Origin of the sequence: Burkholderia cepacia (assembly GCF_001039005.1) — a bacterium.
GTDB lineage: Bacteria > Pseudomonadota > Gammaproteobacteria > Burkholderiales > Burkholderiaceae > Burkholderia > Burkholderia theae.
Genome location: NZ_LDWR01000035.1, coordinates 43,166 through 62,494, shown reverse-complemented (window position 1 = coordinate 62,494; position 19,329 = coordinate 43,166). Strand labels below are relative to the sequence as shown.

20 protein-coding genes and 1 riboswitch are annotated in these 19,329 nt (G+C 66.9%); of the genes, 7 read left to right on the top strand and 13 right to left on the bottom strand.

Going from position 1 to position 19,329, the window contains the following annotated elements; genetic code table 11:
- Positions 1-7: 7 nt before the first annotated feature.
- The 3 genes from VL15_RS20555 to VL15_RS20545 form a co-directional block, all read right to left on the bottom strand.
- Positions 8-808 (bottom strand): BON domain-containing protein, encoded by an 801-nt coding sequence (locus VL15_RS20555; RefSeq protein ID WP_048248146.1) that lies wholly within the window; start codon positions 806-808, stop codon positions 8-10.
- 17 nt (positions 809-825) lie between these two features.
- The gene (locus VL15_RS20550) at positions 826-1,410 is read right to left on the bottom strand and encodes an SIS domain-containing protein (RefSeq protein ID WP_048248145.1); all 585 of its coding nucleotides are present in this window, start codon (positions 1,408-1,410) and stop codon (positions 826-828) included.
- Positions 1,411-1,536: 126 nt separating this feature from the next.
- Positions 1,537-1,965: a YraN family protein gene (locus tag VL15_RS20545; RefSeq protein ID WP_196319608.1), complete on the bottom strand. Its 429-nt coding sequence runs from the start codon at positions 1,963-1,965 to the stop codon at positions 1,537-1,539.
- Between the two features lie 46 nt (positions 1,966-2,011).
- Between VL15_RS20545 and rsmI the strand changes: the two genes are divergently transcribed.
- Complete coding sequence (rsmI, locus tag VL15_RS20540; protein WP_048248143.1) at positions 2,012-2,890, top strand: 16S rRNA (cytidine(1402)-2'-O)-methyltransferase; 879 nt, start codon at positions 2,012-2,014, stop codon at positions 2,888-2,890.
- Between the two features lie 78 nt (positions 2,891-2,968).
- On the opposite strand, the gene VL15_RS20535 is transcribed toward rsmI, so the two are convergent.
- Positions 2,969-3,580, bottom strand: a complete 612-nt coding sequence (locus VL15_RS20535; protein WP_048248142.1) for a septal ring lytic transglycosylase RlpA family protein — start codon at positions 3,578-3,580, stop codon at positions 2,969-2,971.
- A gap of 656 nt (positions 3,581-4,236) precedes the next feature.
- On the opposite strand from VL15_RS20535, the gene VL15_RS20530 reads away from it, so the two are divergent.
- From VL15_RS20530 to VL15_RS20520, 3 genes are all read left to right on the top strand, one after another.
- On the top strand, positions 4,237-4,881 hold the full coding sequence (locus tag VL15_RS20530; protein WP_048248141.1) for an MBL fold metallo-hydrolase: 645 nt from the start codon (positions 4,237-4,239) through the stop codon (positions 4,879-4,881).
- Entirely contained in the window at positions 4,878-5,537 is a 660-nt protein-coding gene (locus VL15_RS20525) for an exonuclease (protein WP_048248140.1), read from the top strand. The genes VL15_RS20530 and VL15_RS20525 overlap by 4 nt, the downstream gene beginning before the upstream one ends.
- A 79-nt stretch (positions 5,538-5,616) precedes the next feature.
- Positions 5,617-6,087: an Lrp/AsnC family transcriptional regulator gene (locus VL15_RS20520; RefSeq protein ID WP_006477376.1), complete on the top strand. Its 471-nt coding sequence runs from the start codon at positions 5,617-5,619 to the stop codon at positions 6,085-6,087.
- Between the two features lie 51 nt (positions 6,088-6,138).
- Here VL15_RS20520 and VL15_RS20515 read toward each other — a convergent pair whose 3' ends face one another.
- The 3 genes from VL15_RS20515 to VL15_RS20505 all read right to left on the bottom strand — a co-directional run bounded on the left by VL15_RS20515 (position 6,139) and on the right by VL15_RS20505 (position 8,846).
- Complete coding sequence (locus VL15_RS20515) at positions 6,139-7,296, bottom strand: cation diffusion facilitator family transporter (protein WP_048248139.1); 1,158 nt, start codon at positions 7,294-7,296, stop codon at positions 6,139-6,141.
- A gap of 242 nt (positions 7,297-7,538) precedes the next feature.
- Positions 7,539-7,832, bottom strand: coding sequence for an H-NS family nucleoid-associated regulatory protein (locus VL15_RS20510; RefSeq protein WP_039324408.1), 294 nt, complete (start codon positions 7,830-7,832; stop codon positions 7,539-7,541).
- A gap of 354 nt (positions 7,833-8,186) precedes the next feature.
- A complete protein-coding gene (locus tag VL15_RS20505; protein WP_048248138.1) occupies positions 8,187-8,846 on the bottom strand; it encodes a HugZ family protein in 660 nt (219 codons plus the stop codon).
- Between the two features lie 220 nt (positions 8,847-9,066).
- Between VL15_RS20505 and VL15_RS20500 the strand changes: the two genes are divergently transcribed.
- Positions 9,067-10,284: an MFS transporter gene (locus VL15_RS20500; RefSeq protein ID WP_048248137.1), complete on the top strand. Its 1,218-nt coding sequence runs from the start codon at positions 9,067-9,069 to the stop codon at positions 10,282-10,284.
- 85 nt (positions 10,285-10,369) lie between these two features.
- Here the strand turns inward: VL15_RS20500 and VL15_RS20495 are convergent, their stop codons facing one another.
- Both VL15_RS20495 and VL15_RS20490 read right to left on the bottom strand, forming a co-directional pair.
- Positions 10,370-11,512 (bottom strand): branched-chain amino acid ABC transporter substrate-binding protein, encoded by a 1,143-nt coding sequence (locus VL15_RS20495; RefSeq protein ID WP_048248136.1) that lies wholly within the window; start codon positions 11,510-11,512, stop codon positions 10,370-10,372.
- A 442-nt stretch (positions 11,513-11,954) separates the two neighbouring features.
- Positions 11,955-13,034 (bottom strand): NAD(P)H-dependent flavin oxidoreductase, encoded by a 1,080-nt coding sequence (locus VL15_RS20490; protein WP_048248135.1) that lies wholly within the window; start codon positions 13,032-13,034, stop codon positions 11,955-11,957.
- 223 nt (positions 13,035-13,257) lie between these two features.
- Between VL15_RS20490 and VL15_RS20485 the strand changes: the two genes are divergently transcribed.
- Both VL15_RS20485 and VL15_RS20480 read left to right on the top strand, forming a co-directional pair.
- Entirely contained in the window at positions 13,258-13,950 is a 693-nt protein-coding gene (locus VL15_RS20485; RefSeq protein ID WP_048248134.1) for a dienelactone hydrolase family protein, read from the top strand.
- Positions 13,951-14,031: 81 nt separating this feature from the next.
- Positions 14,032-15,510 (top strand): amidase, encoded by a 1,479-nt coding sequence (locus VL15_RS20480; RefSeq protein WP_048248133.1) that lies wholly within the window; start codon positions 14,032-14,034, stop codon positions 15,508-15,510.
- A gap of 88 nt (positions 15,511-15,598) precedes the next feature.
- On the opposite strand, the gene metF is transcribed toward VL15_RS20480, so the two are convergent.
- The 4 genes from metF to VL15_RS20460 all read right to left on the bottom strand — a co-directional run bounded on the left by metF (position 15,599) and on the right by VL15_RS20460 (position 19,313).
- Entirely contained in the window at positions 15,599-16,429 is an 831-nt protein-coding gene (gene metF, locus VL15_RS20475) for a methylenetetrahydrofolate reductase [NAD(P)H] (protein ID WP_048248132.1), read from the bottom strand.
- A gap of 30 nt (positions 16,430-16,459) precedes the next feature.
- Positions 16,460-16,813 (bottom strand): phage holin family protein, encoded by a 354-nt coding sequence (locus VL15_RS20470; protein ID WP_011882923.1) that lies wholly within the window; start codon positions 16,811-16,813, stop codon positions 16,460-16,462.
- Positions 16,814-16,914: 101 nt separating this feature from the next.
- On the bottom strand, positions 16,915-18,333 hold the full coding sequence (gene ahcY, locus VL15_RS20465) for an adenosylhomocysteinase (RefSeq protein WP_048248131.1): 1,419 nt from the start codon (positions 18,331-18,333) through the stop codon (positions 16,915-16,917).
- Between the two features lie 32 nt (positions 18,334-18,365).
- Positions 18,366-18,493: riboswitch (S-adenosyl-L-homocysteine riboswitch) on the bottom strand.
- 85 nt (positions 18,494-18,578) lie between these two features.
- Positions 18,579-19,313 carry an RNA polymerase sigma factor FliA gene (locus tag VL15_RS20460; RefSeq protein WP_034183990.1) on the bottom strand — a complete coding sequence of 245 codons (735 nt, stop codon included), beginning with the start codon at positions 19,311-19,313 and terminating at the stop codon, positions 18,579-18,581.
- Between the last annotated feature and the right edge of the window lie 16 nt (positions 19,314-19,329).

Here is a 19,329-nt window from a genome sequence, read left to right as displayed (position 1 = left end):
GCGATCTTCATTGCGACGGGGCCTTCGGGTTGCCCGGGTGCACGTTCGACGAATTCGAGATCGGCGCGGGCGGCTGCAGCGGCGCGGACTGCACCGACGCGTCGGGCACCGCACCGACCGTCGCGGCATCCGCCGGCGCGGCGGCAGCCTGCGCGCCGGACGCGCCGCTCGCGGGCGACGCGCCCTGCAGCGCCTGCGCGTCCTGCGGCTTGATGTACTGGAACACCTTCACGACCTTCTCGACGCCCGGCACCTGGCTCGTCGCTTCCGCGCCGCGGTTGCCTTCGTCGACCGTCACGAGGCCCATCAGATACAGGTTGCCGCGCTCGCTGACGATCTTGTAGTTGTTCGCCGACAAGCCCTTCGTCGCGATCAGCTCGGACTTCACGCGCCCTTCGAGATACGAGTCGTTCGCGCGCGACGACAGCGACGACGCCGGCTCGACCGACAGTTCGTTGATGATGCCGTTCACGTTGTTGATAGCACGCACGATTTCCTCGGCGCGCTGCTTCGATGCATCGTTCGGTACTTCGCCCGTCAGCAGCACGCGACGGTTGAACACGGTCACGTTCACGTGCGACTGGTCCGGCAGCCCGCTGTTGATCTGCGACAGCGCCTTGACCTGGATCTCGCGATCTTCCGTCTGCGCGCCGAGCGTACGGCGATCGGTCGCGATCAGCGCGCCGCCGCCGGCCGCTGCACCCAGGACTCCGAGCACGCAACCCTGCAGCGACACGGCGAGGCCCGCCGTCAGCGCGACGAGCAGCGTGGTTCTGACGAGCGTCTGTTTGACGCGGCTTTGATTCATCGACGGCTCTCCTTCGTTCAATCCTCACCCAGCAGCATCGCGTCGATGCCGTCGCACAGGCAGTGGATAGTCAGCAGATGGACTTCGTGGATGCGTGCCGCGCGAACGGCGGGCACGCTGATCGGAATATCGGTGTCGGACAGCGCCGCCGCGACCGCGTGGCCGTTGCCGCCCGTCAGCGCGACGACGGTCATCTCGCGCTCGTGCGCCTCGTCGATCGCCGCCAGCACGCGCGGCGATGCGCCGCCCGGATCGAGCACCAGCAGGATGTCGCCCGTCTGGCCGAGCACGCGCACTTGCTGCGCGAACAGTTGTTCCGCAGCCGCCGTGCCCACGAGGCCGGCCTGCGATGCGTCGGTGGCCAGCGCGATCGCGGGCAGGCCCGGGCGCTCGCGCTCGAAGCCGCCGACGAGCGACACGGCGAGGTAGTGCGCGGCGGCGGCCGACGGGCCGTCACCGCAGGCGACGATCTTGTTGCCGTTCGCCAGCGCGGCGAACATCGCGTCGACCGCGGCCGCGATCGGCAGCGACAGCGCGTCGGCCGCTTCGGCATGAAGCGCGACGCTATCGCGGAAATGTTGCTGAATACGTTCGACTGACATCGATTCCTGGTGAACTGGGCGCGTGGCTCGCATCGCGCGACATCATGGGTGCGGCGAGTTTACCGTACTCCGACACCCTCTCCGGGGGTCCGGCAAGAACTCTTTACATCTGGTCACAGCTCGCGGCTACGCATCGTCGGTACGAAATGCGTCGCGCAGCCACGCGAGCCGCCCGGCCTCGAACGCGACGACGTCGAAACGACACGCGGCCCCGGCGCCGTGCCGCGCCCAGAACTGGAGCGCCGCCGCGACCAGACGACGCCGCTTGCGCCAGCCGACGCTCGCGGCCGCGCCGCCATGCCGGACGCTGCCCCGCGCGCGCACTTCGACGAACACGAGCATGCCGTCGGGCTCGCGCATCACCAGATCGAGCTCGCCGCCGCGCATCGTCACGTTCGCCGCGACGAACCCGAGGCCGCGGCGCTCGAGAAACTGCCGCGCGCGGAGCTCGAACGCCGCGCCGACCGGTTTGGATCCCGCCACGCCGGAAAAGTTGTCGCCCGCGCGCGGCAAACCGCGCCCGTCGCCCGGCCGGGCCGGCGCCGCGTGGCACAATGCCGTCCTTGTTCCGCTTGCGCCGCGATTGCGTGCATTGCCCGCCATGACTGCCCTCCTCGAACTCGCGCATACGCAGCACTACCCGAGCGCCGCGCTCTATGTGGTCGCCACGCCGATCGGCAATACCGCCGACATCACGCTGCGCGCGCTGCACGTGCTCGGCCTCGTCGACCGCATCGCGGCCGAAGACACCCGCAACACGGGCCAGCTGCTCGCCCGCTACGGGATCTCGAAACCGCTCGTCGCCGTGCACGAGCACAACGAACGCGAAGCCGCGCAACGCGTGGTCGAACTCCTGCGCGCCGGCGAACGCGTGGCCTACGTATCGGACGCCGGCACGCCCGGCATTTCGGACCCGGGCGCGCGGCTCGTCGACGCGGTGCGCGACGCCGGCTTCGCGGTGATCCCGCTGCCAGGCGCGAGTGCGGCCGTGACCGCGCTGAGCGTGGCCGGCGACTGGGCCGGCGCGTTCACGTTCGCAGGCTTCCTGCCGCCGAAGGCCAAACAGCGCGCGACCGCGCTGCAGGCGCTGGTATCGCACCCGTATGCACTGGTGTTCTACGAAGCGCCGCACCGGATCGCCGAAACCGTCGCCGCACTCGCCGACGCGTTCGGCCCCGCGCGCCGGCTGCTGATCGCGCGCGAGCTCACCAAGCTACACGAGCAGCTGTTCCAGGGCACCCTGGCCGAAGGACAGACCTGGCTCGCCGGCGATGCGAACCGGCAGCGCGGCGAGTTCGTGCTGGTCGTCGAAGGCGCGCCGGCGACGAGCGGCGAGGCCGACGACACCGCGCACGACGCGCTGCTCAGGCTGCTGCTGGAAGAAGTGCCGGTGAAGAGCGCGGCCAAGCTCGCGGCCGCGCTGACGGGCGCGTCGCGCAACACGCTGTATGCGCGTGCGCTCGTGCTGAAGGAAGGCTGACGCGCGACGGCGCCGCGCAGAAACGACAAAGGGCTGCCGGAAGGCAGCCCTTTGTGCAAAAGCGGACGAACCGCCGCGTTACTTCGCCGACAGCGACGCGACCATCTCGTCGCGCGCCTCGCGCGCTTCCTGCGGCGACAGCCCTTCGATCTTCACGCGGCCCGTGCCGGCATGCACGAGGCCGATCACCTTGGCGGCCGCATACGACAGGTCGAGCACACGGCCGCGCTTGAACGGCCCGCGATCGTTGACCTTCACGACGACCCACTTGCCGGTCGACGCGTTCGTCACCTTGATGTACGACGACAGCGGCAGCGTGCGGTGCGCGGCGGTGAGCGCGTTCATGTTGAAACGCTCGCCGTTCGCGGTGCGGCGGCCGTGGAAATCCCGCCCGTACCACGATGCGCGACCCGTCTGGCGGAAGTCGGACACATCCTTGCCATCGATCGGCTCGGCGTCCGCCAGCGACGGTTTCTTCGCGTCCTTGCCGTCGGCCGCCGGCATCGATGCCAGCGCGGAATCGAAATTCAGTTGCTGCTTGTCGTTGTCCGCCTTCGCGGCGGCGGCCGTCTTGTCGACCGCGTTCTTCTGGTTCGCGCTTCCGGTGGTCTGGCTGGGTGGCACCGCGCAGCCCGTCAGCGCAAAAAATAATGCAATGGTCCCGAATCGGCTCGGAAATCGTACGTTCATCGACGTGTCGCCTTCTGGTTCGGGCCGGTGCTTGACGACGCTGCTTCACAACGCAGACACGCGGCCCGGACGGCAAATGCGTGCACGCCCCGCTCGAAATTCGAGCAGGCGGCTAGCATGGGCGCGGCTCATCTCTATGCCGCAACCGTCCTGATTAGCTTTCACGTCTGGCGCAACCTGTCCCCAACAGCCTGACCAGACCCCACATGCCGCCATCGAACATGACTTCACGTTCGCGCGCGTCGAAACGACCAACGCACAGGAACGGCGGCACAGGCCTCATCCGGCGGCGCGGCAGCAGGGCCGCAGGCGGGCGCGCAGCACCCGGCCGGACAAGACGTGAGCACCGAATATTCGGTGCTGGATACACCGCCGGACTCCCCGGCGGCTGATGCTTGACGGTGTTTCCGGCACCCCATTTAACGGGGCCGAAACACCAGCGAATTGCGTGAAATTCACGCGCAATGGAGCGCATTATACATAAACCAAAAGGCTGTCTCGAAAAGCACCCCCGCCACACCATTGATTCTCTCTATGGTTGTAACAATCGGGATGCTCCGGGAATCCCCTCGGCTGCGTGTCGCGACGTGCGCCGCGCGGGCGGCAGGCAGCGCCCGCGACCGGTACAATCGCTCCTTTTAGCCGCCGGTGTCTCCATGAAAGTCACGCTCATTCCGGTCACGCCGTTCCAGCAGAACTGCTCGCTGCTCGTCTGCGAGAAGACCGGCCGCGCCGCCGTCGTCGATCCGGGCGGCGATCTCGACCGGATCGAACAGGAAGTCGCGCGGCAGAACGTGCAGGTCGAGAAGGTGCTGCTCACGCACGGGCACATCGATCACTGCGCGGGCGCGAAGACGCTCGCGACGCACTACGGCGTGCCGATCGAGGGGCCGCAGGAAGAAGAGCGCTTCTGGATCGAGAAGCTGCCGATGCAGAGCGAGCGCTTCGGCTTTCCGGCCGCCGAAACCTTCGAGCCGGACCACTGGCTGAACGATGGCGACACCGTGCAGTTCGGCGACGAGACGCTCGAGGTCTATCACTGCCCGGGCCACACGCCCGGCCATGTCGTGTTCTTCAGCCGCGCGCATCGCGTCGCGATCGTCGGCGACGTGCTGTTCGCGGGCTCGATCGGCCGTACCGATTTCCCGCGCGGCAATCACGCGGATCTCGTCCGTTCGATCAAGGAGAAGCTGTGGCCGCTCGGCGACGACGTCACGTTCGTGCCGGGCCACGGCCCCGTCTCGACATTCGGCGACGAGCGCCGCACGAACCCGTTCGTGTCCGACAAGGTATTCGGATGAACCAGACCGCCATCCCGGAAATCTACGTCAGCACCGACGTCGAAGCCGACGGCCCGATTCCCGGCCCACACTCGATGCTGAGCTTCGCATCGGCCGCCTACACCGAGGACAAGCAGCTGATCGCGACGTTCTCGGCGAACCTCGAGACGCTGCCCGGCGCGCAGGCGCATCCGGTGCAGGAAGCATGGTGGAAGACCGAGCCCGAAGCCTGGGCCGCCTGCCGGCGCGACCTGCAGGCGCCGGAGGCGGCGCTGGTCGCGTACGTCGACTGGGTCGAGGCGCTGCCCGGCAAGCCGGTGTTCGTCGCGATGCCGGCCGGCTTCGACTTCACGTTCATGTTCTGGTACATGATGCGCTTCGCGGGACGCTGCCCGTTCTCGTGGTCGGCGCTCGACATCAAGACGCTCGCGTTCGCGATGACCGGCCTGCCGTACCGCAAGGCGATCAAGCCGCGCTTTCCGAAGCACTGGTTCGACGACCATCCGCACACGCACGTCGCGCTCGACGACGCGATCGAGCAAGGCGCGCTGTTCTGCAACATGCTCGCCGACCTGCGCCGGCAGCAGGCCGCGCTCGCAGGCCTCGCCGTGTCGGACACCGATCGGTCGGAAAACGCGGGGGCGGGACAAATCCCCACGGATCCGCGGGCAAATTAGCGAATCTCGCTCAACAGCGCCGCGCCAGATTGCCTTTCCTTTCCCGGCCCTCTAACATTCAGCATGTTGTAGCTGCCGCATGGAGGCGCAGGTGACGCTCGATTCCTTTTCGCAAAAAATCCTTCGCCTGTTGCAGCTCGACGCGCGCCGTTCCGTACAGGAAATCTCCGACCAGGTCGGTCTGTCGAGCACGCCATGCTGGCGGCGCATCAAGGACATGGAACAGTCGGGCGTGATCCAGCGCTACACGGCGCTGCTCGATCGCGAAAAGCTCGGCCTGCACGTCTGTGCGCTCGCGCACGTGCACCTGACCCGCCACAACGAAGGCGGCGTCGAACAGTTCGAGCGCGAGATCGCGACCTGCCCGGAAGTCACCGAGTGCTACAGCACGACCGGCGAAGCCGATTACATCCTCAAGATCGTCGCACCGGACATCAAGGCCTACGACGTGTTCCTGCACGAGCGCATCTTCAAGATTCCGGCCGTGTCGCAGGTGCGCACGAGCGTGGTGCTGCGCGAGATCAAGTTCGACACGCAACTGCCGCTGTAACGCGCGGGCGCGGCCGGCTCCCGGTCGCAGTGACCGTTCTCGGCGGCCCTGTTACGCCTGCACGGGCATCGCGCGCGTGAAACCGATCCGGCGCGCGCCGAACTCGCGCTCCAGCGCGGCGACGTCGAGCCGGCCGCCCAGCGCCGCATCGGTGTCGTGCGGATCGCTGGCGAGCGTCACGTCGATCTCGAGCCCCGTACTCAGGTAATGCAGGTTGATCGCCGCCGCACGCAGCCCGCGCTGCGCGAGCGCGGCCTCGAGCCGTGCCGCGATCTCGCCGCGCGGCGGCAGCGCGAGCGCCGGACGGCGCGCCGCATCGTTCTCCGGGTCGACATGGATCAGCGCGTCAAGCACGCGCGGGTCGGACAGCACGCGTGCACGCGCGGTCTCGGCGATGTAATGCCCTTCGGAGACGGAGATCTTCGGATCGACGAGGATGTGCGCATCGACGAGCGCGGCGTCGCCCATCTTGCGCGTGCGCAGGTCGTGCACGTCGCGCACGCCGGGCGTCGCCGCGAGCAACGCGCGAATCTCGGTCGTGTCGGCCGTATCGAGCGCGCGGTCGGACAGGTCCTGCAACGCGTCATAACCGAACGTCCAGCCCATGCGCGCGACCATGAAGCCGACGATCGCGGCCGCGATCGGGTCGAGCAGCCGCACGCCGGCCAGGCTGCCGACGATGCCGATCGCGACGACGAGCGACGACGCGGCATCCGAACGCGCGTGCCATGCGTTCGCGACGAGCATCGCCGAACGCACGCGCCGCGCCTCGCGCAGCATGTAGCGAAACAGCGCCTCTTTCGACACGAGCACCGTCAGCGCAACGATCAGCGCGGAAAAATGCACGGCCGGAATGTTTTCGAGATTAACGAGCCGGTCGCCGGCCCGCCAGAGCATGCCGATCCCGACCGCAATCAGGATCGCGCCGAGAAACAGCGACGCGACCGTCTCGTAGCGACTGTGTCCGTAATTGTGGTCGGCATCGGGCGATGCACCGCTATGCCGATTCGCAACCAGCACGACAAAATCCGAGATCAAATCGGATATCGAATGCACACCGTCGGCAATCAATGCCTGCGAATGCGCAATCGTGCCGACGACGATCTGAAATGTCGCAAGTACGACATTCAGAACAATACTGACGAGTGTGCTCTTGCGCGCAACCGCGTGCTTATCTGCGCTCTGAGCGTCGCCGGAAAACGTGGACATGAAATATGAGATATCGGTGTGCGATACGCAATTCTATCAAAGGCGCGTCGCGAACCCGTCCAATACCCACAAATTTCTCATTTAAATCAACCGCTTATGCGAACGTGTCGTATTTTCATTCACACGCCATTCTTACATTTTTATGACAATGTCCGAGTGCCTGCCAGCGCCCGGAAACAAAAAAGCCGCGCTCCTGAACGGACACGCGGCTCTTTTGAAGAACAGACGACTTAAACAAACGTTTAAATCGCAAACTGTTCGCGGTTCTTGCCAGCAATCCAGCGCGGCGGCTTGCCGCGGCCCGACCACGTCGCGCCCGTTTCCGGATCGCGGTATTTCGCGGCCACGCCTGCGCGCGGACGGCCAACCTTACCTGCCTTCGCGCGGCTGAGACCGAGATCGGCGAGCGAAAAGCCATAGTCGGCAATTTTCTGCTTCACGTCATTCAGCACTTCAGCGTATTCACGCGACTTCGCTTCTTCGATTTGCTTCTCCAGCTTCTCCCGCTGGGCCAGCAGGTCCTTGTAAGAAGACATAGTTTCCCTTTCTATCTGACCAATGGCGCCGGTCTGCAGCCAGCTCACCATTCATGAAATATATGTGCCTCGGATTTTCGAAGGCAGAGATTAGCACAAAAAAGATTTGATAGAAGCGAGATTCATGAAAATCCCGAGGCCAATTGAATTTCGCACATGTCATTTTGACCGGCCGCGGCCATTTCTCAAATTTTTACGTCTCTACACAGAGATTAGGACATTAGCGATTGTCAATTCGGCCTATCAACATACGCAATTACCCTGCATTCGAAAAATCAAAGCTTTCATAGGACGACAGCTTTGCAAAAATCGGACGGCACGTTTTGCTAAACGGACAAATCGGCACCCGCGACGTCACGCCACATCCCGAGCGCACGCGATCAGCCGGTCGCGCAGCGCGCCGGTATCGGCCGACGGCGCATCGAATGGCGTGCGCACGCGGCGGCCGTCGCATCGCCAATCGGCGCCATGGCGATCGACGCCGAGCAATTCGAGCCCGTCGCGACGCGCATCGCCGGCATCGTATGCGTCCCACAGCGCCTGTTCCTCGTCGAAAGCGAGCGGCGGCAGCGCATCGAGAAGGGTGCCGTCGACCCAGCCCATGCGCCCGAAGCCGCCGATATAGCGCAGCCGCTCGATGTCGAGCGCCCAGAACGTGAAATCGCCGAGCGCAAGATAGCGCGCGGCGTCCGGCTCGTAGCGCCGGTAGCGCGCGCTCACATGCGGATCGTCGCCGAGCGGTACGAACCGGCCGAGCAGCGTCGCGCGCTCGGCGTTCAGCACGTCGCCGCCGGGTGCGTCGACGACGAGGAAGCCCGCGCGCGGATCGGCGGCGAGATTGCGCGTGTGCTCGGCAAGGCCGCTCACGAGGATCACGGGCCGATGGCTTGCATCGGGCGCGAACGGGACGACGGTCGGATAGGGGAAGCCCTGCGGATCGCGCGCATGGGTGGCGAGCGTGCCGAGCGCGCAGCGGTGCAGCAGGTGCAGGGCGAAGGCGGGATCGATGTTCAAGAGGACTCCTGCGGTCGAAGGACGGCGAGCCGGGCCCGCCGCGTGTGCTTCGATGTTACCCGCGGGCGCTGCGCATCGCGCATCGGTCGAACGGCCGATGCAGCCCGCCCCGGCCATCGGCCGAACGGACATCGCCCGGCAGGATCGTAAGCGGTTCGATAGAATCGGACGATTCCGACGGACGCCGCATGCGTCCGCGCATTTTTTGACGAGCCTCCCCGTGTCCGAATCCGCTTCCCCCGAATCGTCGTCCCCGTTCGCCGCGCCGCCCGACGCGCATCGCGTGCTGTCGCTCCCGGCCCGCCAGCGGGCGCGCACCGCGTCGATGGCGCTGTTCTTCGTCGCCGGCATGATGTACGCGTCATGGGGCGTGCACGTGCCGACCGTGCGCGACAAGTTCGCGCTGAGCCCCGGGATGCTGTCGATCGCGCTGTTCGCGGTCGCCGGCGGCTCGATCGCCGCGATGCTGACCATCGCGCGCTGGATCACGCGCGTCGGCTCGCGCACCGCGTGCCTCGCGGGCGGGCTCGTGATGTCCGCGTGCGCGGCGCTGATCCTCGTCGTGCCCGACTACTGGATGCTGCTCGCCGTGCTCGCGCTGTTCGGCTTCTCGATGGCGACGCTCGACGTCGCGATGAACGCCGAGGCCAGCGCGGTCGAGATCGCGCTCGGCAAGCCGATCATGTCGTCGCTGCACGGCATGTTCAGCATCGGCGGGATGTCGGGCGCGGCGGCCGGCGGCGCGCTGCTGTCGGCCGGCATGGCGCCGGCCGTGCATCTCGCGCTCGCGGCGGCGGCGAGCGCGGCGGTGCTCGTGGTCGCGAGCCCGGCCGTGCTGCCGCATGTGCCGCACCACGAACACGCGCACGGCGGCGGCAACCGCTGGCGCTCGCCCGCGTTGTGGATGCTCGGCGGCATCGCGCTCGTCGCGCTGATCGCCGAAGGCGCGATGTACGACTGGGCGACGGTCTACATGCGCGACGTCGTCGCGGCGAGCCCGGCGCTCGCGAGCGCCGCGTACGCGGCATTCTCGGGCGGGATGGCCATCGCGCGCTTCGCGGGCGACGCCGTGCGCGCCCGCTTCGGCGCGCCGCAGCTCGTGTTCGCGAGCGCGTCGCTCGCGTGCGCGGGGATGATCGGCGCGCTGCTGCTGCCGTATCCGGCCGCGGTGCTGACCGGCTTCACGCTGATGGGCCTCGGCCTCGCGAACATGATGCCCGTGCTGTTCGCGGCCGCCGCGCGCGTGAAGGGCATCCACGCGGCCGAAGGGCTCGCGCATGTGGCGGGGCTCGCGTATTTCGGACTGCTGTTCGGTCCGGTCGTGATCGGCGCGGTCGCGCAGGCCGCGAACCTGACCATCGGCCTGTCGGTCGTCGCGCTGTGCGCGGCGCTCGTCGCGGCCGTCGCGCCGAAGGTGCTCGCGCACCTGAAGATCTGACGGCACGGCGCACGCCGGCCAAAAAGAAAGCGCGCATGCGTTGCCGCATGCGCGCTTTCACCCCTACTGTCGGCCGCTTTTTGCGTTACATCTTCACTTCGTCGAGCAGCGACTTCTTGCCGCTCTTGTAGTTGTACAGCGAGATCACGCCGTGTTTCAGATCGCCCTTCGAATCGAAGGTCGTGTTGCCGATCACGCCCGTGTAGTTCGTCGCCGGCATCGCCCCGAGGATCTTCGCCGGATCCGCCGAGTTCGAGCGCTTCATCGCATCGACGATGATGTACACGGCGTCATACGTGAACGGTGCGTAGATCTGGATCGGCTGGCCGAAGCGCTTCTCGTACTTCGCCTTGAACGCGCCGCCGCCCGGCATCTTCTCGAGCGAGGCACCGGCTTCCGAACACACGATGTTGTCGGTCGCGTCGCCGGCCAGGTCGGCCAGCTTTTCCGTGCACACGCCGTCGCCCGCGAGGATCTTCGCGCGCAGGCCGAGCTGCTTCGCCTGCTTCGCGAACGGGCCGCCCGTGGCGTCCATGCCGCCGTACATGATCGCGTCCGGGTTTTCGCCCTTGATCTTCGTCAGAATCGCGCGGAAGTCGACTGCCTTGTCGTTGGTCGCGTCGTGCGACATCACGTTCAGGCCGAGCGCCTTGGCCTTCTTCTCGAACTCGTTCGCGAGACCCTGGCCGTATGCGGTCGAATCGTCGACCACCGCCACGCTCTTGATGCCCTTCGAGTGCGCGTAGTTCGCGAGTGCCGGGCCCTGCTGCGCATCGGTCGCCACCACGCGGTACGTGGTCTTGAAGCCTTGCTGCGTGTAGGCCGGGTTGGTCGCCGACGGCGAGATCTGCACGATGCCCGCATCGCTGTAGATCTTCGAGGCCGGGATCGACGTGCCCGAGTTCAGGTGGCCGACCACCGCGACGACCTTGTCGTCGACGAGCTTCTGCGCAACCTGCGTAGCCTGCCGCGGGTCGGCCGCGTCATCCTGCGCGTCGAGTTGCAGCGTAATCTTCTGGCCGCCGATCGTGAGACCCTTGGCGTTGATCTCCTCGACTGCGAGACGTGCACCGTTTTCGTTGTCCTTGCCCAGGTGTGCAATGCCGCCCGTCAAGGGCGCGACGTGGCCGATCTTGACGACTTGATCGGCGGCCGCGTTGCTTGCAGCTGCAACGCACAGCATCGCCGCAGCGGTGATCGGCAACAGCTTCTGCATTTTGATATTCATGTAAGTCTCCAGTTTCGGTCCCAATAAACGCCATCGCCCGGTGCCCCGCTGCCATCCTTGTGTTTGCAATCACTGGACGATTCGCCGGTTGCATCGTTCATGCACTTGGCCTCAAGCACGTGAAAACAGCCGCTTTTAGCAGCCACCCGCCCGTACTTGCGCGCAAGTGTAGGTGATCAAATTAATTTGTGGGACTTTTTTGGGGTAGTGGTAACACTACTGATATACACACTCTGGAATGACTACTCGAATATCGCCGCGAGCCCCGCCTGATAAGGGTTTCCGCTAATTCCCGGGTTCCCGCTGAAAGGTGGTTTCAAAGCATTCCCGTGTCATTTCGATTCGGTATTTTGTGCACGGGATCATTGAATGAAACGCGCGTGACAGCACGCGCGTTTCGTCGTCCGATATGACCGTTCGGGCGGTCGACAGAACGAATCGTTCAGGCGGCCGACGCACGCCATTCGGCGTCCAGCGCAGCGACGAGCTGCGACGTCGTCAGCGTCTCGCCGCGCCGCCGCGCGAGCGGCGCGCCCTGGCCTGCCCACAGCGACAGGTAGTCGCCGTCGTTCGCGCGCGCGGCGGCCTGGCGCAGCGGCTGCGTCAATGCGTTCTGAACCGGGTACGGCGCCGCATCGGCCACGCGTTCGCCGAGCCACGCCATCAGCGTGTTGCGCAGCCCGCGCGCGTGGCGCCCGGTGATCGCGCGCGTGACCTGTGTCGACGTGTCGGCGCTGGCGAGGAGGCGCGCCTTCCAGTCCGCCGCGATCGCGCTTTCCGTGCAGGTGAGGAACGCCGTGCCGAGCTGCGCGCCCTGCGCGCCGAGCGCGAGCGCGGCCGCGATCCCGCGGCCGTCCATGATGCCGCCCGCGGCGAGCACCGGCAGGCCGGTCGCATCGACGAGCTGCGGCACGAGCGCGATCGTGCCGATCAGCGCGTCGTCGACGGAGCCGATGAAGGTGCCGCGATGGCCGCCCGCTTCAGCCCCCTGCGCGGACAGCGCATCCGCGCCGGCTGCCTGCCACGCGAGCCCTTCGGCCACGTGCGTCGCGGTGCCGATCACGTAGGTGCCGGCAGCCTTCACGCGCGCGACGTCGGCCACGTCGAGCACGCCGAACGTGAAGCTCGCGACCGGCACGCGCAACGCTACCAGCGCATCGAGCTGTGCGCGGAAGTCGGGTGCGTAATGTGCGGGCGCGACGCCCGGCGGCAGCCCGAGCGTCGCGTTCAGCGGATCGATCGCCGCCAGTGCGCGCGCGACGGTGGCCGCATCGGGCACGGCGTCCGGCAACACGAACAGGTTGACCGCGAACGGGCGATCGGTCGCCGCGCGGATGGCTTCGACTTCGGTCGCGAGACGCTCGGGCGCGAACGCGCCGGCGCCGAGGCTGCCGAGCGCACCGGCGTTCGATGCGGCGGCGACCATCGCGGTCGTGGTCGCGCCGACCATCGGCGCCTGCACGAGCGGCAGGCGCAGGCCGAAGCGTTCGGAAAAGGGCGTGGAGAACAGACGGGCAGACATGGCGAATCCTTCGATGACGATGCGCGAAAGCGCTTTGTAAAGGCCGACACATCGACTCTATCGAAGCGACGCACCGCCGAAAAATGAATAATCGAGATCGAAACGATCGCTGCGCGAGAAGCGGGCGCGCGCCCTGCACCGCCGCACGATTGGTGGCACACTAGGCCGCCCTCTTTCACCCCGGGGCGCGCACGACGCACCCCGTTCGCCAGGAGTTCAAAACGTGACTGCACAATGGATCGACATCCCGACCGGTAACGACAGCTTCGGTGGTTATCTCGCGCTGCCCAAGCACGGCACGGGCCCTGCCGTCATCATCATCCAGGAGATCTTCGGCGTGAACTCGCACATCCGCGCGGTCGCCGACCAGTACGCGTCCGACGGTTACGTCGCGCTCGCGCCGGACGTGTTCTGGCGTACCCAGCCGCGCGTCGAGCTGACCTACGAAGGCGCGGATCGCGACAAAGGCATCGAGTTGATGAAGAAGACCGACGTGGGCCTCGCGGTCGCGGACATCGGCGCGGCGGCCGACGCATTGCGCGCGCGCCCCGAAGTGGCCGGCAAGATCGCCGCGATCGGCTACTGCTTCGGCGGCCAGCTCGCGTACCGCGCGGCCGCGACCGGCAAGATCGACGCGGCGGTCGCCTACTACGGCGGCGGCATCCAGAACGCGCTCGATCTCGCCGGCAAGGTCACGCAGCCGATCCTGTTCCACTACGCGGAAAACGACCACGGGATCCCGCTCACGGCCGTCGACCAGGTCAAGGCCGCGTTCGCCGATCACGGCCACGCTTCGTTCCACGTGTATCCGGATGCCGAGCACGGCTTCAACTGCACGGACCGCGCGTCGTACAACCAGCGCGCGTCGGCGCTCGCGCACGGCCGCACGCTGACGTTCCTCGCCGAGCATCTGTAAGAACGGCCAGCCGCGGGCCCATCGCGCCGGGCCCGCGTTATGCTCCCATCATTGCCACGCGTCACAACGGGGGTGACAGCGATGCACTCGGACTATCTCGCGCATGACGCGATCGGCCTCGCCGCACTCGTGCGCGAACGCAAGGCGAGCCCGCGCGAACTGCTCGACGCCGCGATCGGTCAGGCCGAAGCGGTCAACGGCGCGATCAACGCGATCGTGCTGCAGGACTACGAAGCCGCGCGCCAGCGTACGGCCGCGGCGCCCGATGGCGGCGCCGACGCGCCGTTCGCGGGCGTGCCGTATCTCGTCAAGGATCTCGGCGCGGCGGTCGCCGGGCTGCCGCTGTCGATGGGTAGCCGGCACTACCGTTATTTCGTGCCCGGCGACGATTCGCCGGTGATCGCGCGCAGCCGCGCGGCGGGCCTCAACGTGTTCGGCAAGACCAACACGTCGGAGATCGGCCAGATGCCGTACACGGAACCCGTACTGTTCGGCGCATGCCGCAACCCGTGGAATCTCGATCACACGCCCGGCGGCTCGAGCGGCGGCGCGGCGGCGGCGGTCGCGGCCGGTATCGTGCCGCTCGCGCATGCGTCCGACGGCGGCGGCTCGATCCGCATTCCGGCGTCGTGCTGCGGGCTGTTCGGCCTGAAGCCGAGCCGCAACCCGGTGCTCGTCGACCTGCCGTCGAACGGCGAGCTCGTCGTCCAGCATGCGGTCTCGCGCAGCGTGCGCGACAGCGCGCTGCTGCTCGACGTGACGACCGGCCAGACGCTGCCGCACGGCGCGCCCGGCACGTTCCTCGGCGCGCTCGACACGCCGCCCGGCCCCCTGCGGATCGGCCTCGTCGTCGATCCGATGCTCGCGCCGGCGCTGGCCGACGACACGCGCGCGGCGCTCGACGATGCGGCCGCGCTGCTCGAATCGCTCGGCCACCATGTCGAGCCGGCGACGCTGCGCGTCGACTACGCGCGCGCGGCCGAAACCTTCCTCACGCTGTGGGCGACGATCGCCGAGGAGATGGTGCTCGGCGCGCGCGAGCTGACCGGCCGCACGCCGCGGCGCGGCGAATTCGAAGCCGCGACCTGGGCGATGGCCGTGATCGGCCGGCGCCTCGCGCGCACGCGCCTGACGGACGTGCTCGAGTGGCAGCGCCAGCTCACCGTGCAGGTCTCGGGCCTCGTGTCGCGCTACGACGCGATTCTGTGCGCGTCGCTCGCGGGCCCGCCGGTGAAGATCGGCGAATTGCTGCCGACGCCGTTCGAATCGGCGCAGATGAAGCTGCTCGCCGCGCTGCCGGTCAAGCCGCTGCTGAAGGAAATGCTCGCGAAGGCGTCGAACAAGGCGTTCACGTGGGCCGGCTGCACCGAGCTGTTCAACCTGACCGGCCAGCCGGCGATGTCGGTGCCGCTCTACTGGAACGCGCGCGGGCTGCCGATCGGCGTGCAGTTCGCCGCGCGCCACAGCGACGACGAATTGCTGCTCAGGCTCGCGCGGCAGCTCGAACAGGCGCGGCCGTGGTTCGACCGCCGCCCGCCGCTGATGCAGGCGCAGCGCTGATACCGGCGCCATCGGCATCAGCATCGAAAAAAAAGCCCCGCCGGCGAAACCGGCGGGGCTTTTGCACAGACGAAACGTGCGGCGGCGCTTACACGTCGAGCCGTTCGCAGATCGTCCGCGTCGCGGCCGCTGCGTTCAGCGTGTAGAAGTGCAGCCCCGGCACGCCCGCGTCGATCAGGCGCCGGCACAGATCGGTGACGACGTCCGCGCCGAACGCGCGGATCGCGTCGCGATCGTCGCCGAAGCTCTCGAGCCGGCGCGCGACCCAGCGCGGCACTTCGGCGCCGCACATTTCGGAGAAGCGCATCAGCTGCGAGAAGTTCGTGATCGGCATGATGCCCGGCACGATCGGCACGTCCACGCCCAGCTTGCGCGCATCGTCGACGAAGCGGAAATACGCGTCGGCGTTGAAGAAGTACTGCGTGATCGCGGAATTCGCGCCGGCTTTCACCTTGCGCGCGAAATTCTCGAGATCGGCCTTCGGCGAGCGCGATTGCGGGTGGTACTCCGGATAACCGGCGACCTCGATGTGGAACCAGTCGCCATGCTCGGCACGGATGAAGCTGACGAGCTCGGACGCATAGCGCAGCTCGCCGACCTCGCCCATCCCCGACGGCAGGTCGCCGCGCAGCGCGACGATATGCCGGATGCCGTGCGAGCGGTACTGGTCGAGGATCGCGCGCAGGCTGTCGCGCGACGAGCCGATGCACGACAGGTGCGGCGCGGCCTCAAGGCCGTCCTTCTGCATGTCGAGCACGGTATCGAGCGTGCCCTGCTGCGTCGAGCCGCCGGCGCCGAACGTCACGGAGACGAATTTCGGCTTCAGCGGCAGCAGCTGCGCGCGGGTCGCACGCAGCTTTTCGACGCCGTCCGCCGTCTTCGGCGGGAAGAATTCAAACGAAAGTTCGATCGGTTTCATGATTCGATGGGCTAGGGCCTGTTCCCGCCCTCAGCCGATGTCGCGCTGGCCGAAGATCAGCGCGGACAGCAGCCAGGACACGATGCTGTACAGAATCGAACCGAAGAACGCGGACCAGAATCCCGACACCTCGAAGCCCTTCAGCAGCGACGACGCGAACCAGAAGCACAGCGCGTTCACGACGAGGATGAAGACCCCGAGCGTGACGATCGTGACGGGCAGCGTCAGCAGGATCAGCACCGGACGGATCACCGTGTTGATCAGGCCAAGTACCACCGCAACGATCAGCGCGGTGCCGAAGCTCTTGATGTGGATCGACGGCACGAGGTACGTGATGATCAGCAGCGCGAGCGCATTGATGACCCAGGTGAGGATGACGCTCATGGAGTGCTCCGGTTCGGTGGTCGATCTTCGGTACGGTCAGCGGCCGCCGCCGCACCGCGCGCCCCGCAGCGGGGCACGCACGGCACGGCGGCGGCGGCGCATCAGTAGCGATAGTGGTTCGGCTTGAACGGGCCGTCCTTCTGCACGCCGATGTACGAAGCCTGTTCGTCCGACAGCACGGACAGGTTCGCGCCGATGCGCGCGAGGTGCAGGCGCGCGACCTTTTCATCGAGATGCTTCGGCAGCACGTACACCTTGTTCTCGTACTCGGCGCCGCGCACGAACAGCTCGATCTGCGCGAGCGTCTGGTTCGCGAACGAGTTCGACATCACGAACGACGGGTGGCCGGTCGCGCAGCCGAGGTTCACGAGGCGGCCTTCCGCCAGCAGGATCACGCGCTTGCCGTCCGGGAAGATGATGTGGTCGACCTGCGGCTTGATGTTTTCCCACTGGTACTGGCGGGTCGACGCGACGTCGATTTCCGAGTCGAAGTGACCGATGTTGCAGACGATCGCGTTGTGGCGCATGGCCTTCATGTGATCGTGGCCGATCACGTGGAAGTTGCCGGTGGCCGTCACGAAGATGTCGGCCTTGTCGGCCGCGTATTCCATCGTCACGACGCGGTAGCCTTCCATCGCCGCCTGCAGCGCGCAGATCGGATCGATTTCGGTGACCCACACGGTCGCGCCGAGGCCGCGCAGCGACTGCGCGCAGCCCTTGCCCACGTCGCCGTAGCCGGCGACGACCGCGACCTTGCCCGCGATCATCACGTCGGTCGCGCGCTTGATGCCGTCGACGAGCGATTCACGGCAGCCGTACAGGTTGTCGAACTTCGACTTCGTGACCGAGTCGTTCACGTTGAACGCCGGGAACGGCAGGCGGCCGTCCTTTTCCATCTGGTACAGGCGGTGCACGCCGGTCGTGGTTTCTTCGGTCACGCCCTTGATGTGCGCGAGGCGCTTCGAGTACCAGGTCGCGTCGACGTCGAGGTGCGCAGCGATCGACTTGTACAGCGCGACTTCTTCCTCGTTGGTCGGCTTCGAAATCACCGAACGGTCCTTCTCGGCCTTCGAACCGAGGATCAGCAGCAGCGTTGCGTCGCCACCGTCGTCCAGGATCATGTTCGCGAATTCGCCGTTCGGCCATTCGAAGATGCGGTGCGAGAACTCCCAGTATTCGTCGAGCGATTCGCCCTTGAACGCGAACACCGGCGTGCCGGCTTCGACGATCGCGGCCGCGGCGTGGTCCTGCGTCGAGAAGATGTTGCACGATGCCCAGCGGACGTCCGCGCCGAGCGCCTTCAGCGTCTCGATCAGCACACCCGTCTGAATCGTCATGTGCAGCGAACCGGCGATGCGCGCGCCCTTCAGCGGCTGCTGTGCCTTGTATTCGTCGCGGATCTGCACGAGGCCCGGCATTTCGGTCTCGGCGATGTTCAGTTCCTTGCGGCCCCAGCCGGCCAGCGCCATGTCGGCGACGACGTAATCCTTGGAAGCTTGCGAATCGATAATGGCGTTCATCACGCCCTCCTTTCTAAAAAGTTTCTAGATTGGTGACGTGAGCGCCGTTCAGGAAGCGGAGCCGGCGCGACGGTCGCGAAACGCGCGCCGCACGGCTGCTTGGTGAAGCCTTCCGAGCCTGGCGGACCTGGAACGGTCCGTCGCAACGCTCCTCGGAAAACGGGAAGGATTGTAGCAAATCGGCGCGCAAAATGCGCAAGCAGCTCAAGCGCGCGGCGTCGGCGCGCTTGGCCGTCGAGAAAGGGTCAGGACTCCGCGCCGACCCACGCCTGTTCGCGCAGCCGCGCGCGCAGGCGCGCGACCGCCTGGCTGTGCAGCTGGCACACGCGCGATTCGCTTACTTCGAGCACCGCGCCGATCTCGCGCAGATTCAGACCCCGTTCGTAGTACAGCGACATCAGCAGCTTCTCGCGTTCCGGCAGCCGCTCGATCGCCTCGACGAGCGCCTCGCGCAGGTGCTCGTCGAGCAGCGCCGACAGCGGATCGGCGTGATCGACGCGATAGCGGTCGAGGAACGGCTCGTCGTCGGCCGCGCGGTCGAAATCCTCGTAGTAGATGAGCTGGCTGCCGTGCAGGTCCTGCAGCATCCCCTGATATTCGTCGAGCGGCATGTTCAGGTGCAGCGCGATCTCGGTCTCGCTCGCCGAGCGGCCGAGATGCTGCTCGACCTGGTGCACCGCGTGCTCGACCTCGCGCGACGTCTTGCGCAGGCTGCGCGGCAGCCAGTCGTTGCTGCGCAGCTCGTCGAGCATCGCGCCGCGGATGCGCTGCGTCGCGTAGGTCTCGAACTGCGCGCCCTGGTCTTCCTTGTAGCGGCCGGCCGCGTCCATCAGGCCGATCATGCCGGCCTGGATCAGGTCGTCGAGGTCGACGCTCGCCGGCATCTTCGCGACGAGCTGCAGCCCGAGGCGCCGCACGAGCGGCGCATATTGCGCGAGCACGTCGGCCTGGGACATCTTTCCTTGAGCGTTGTACATCATGGCTCTCTCCTTCCGG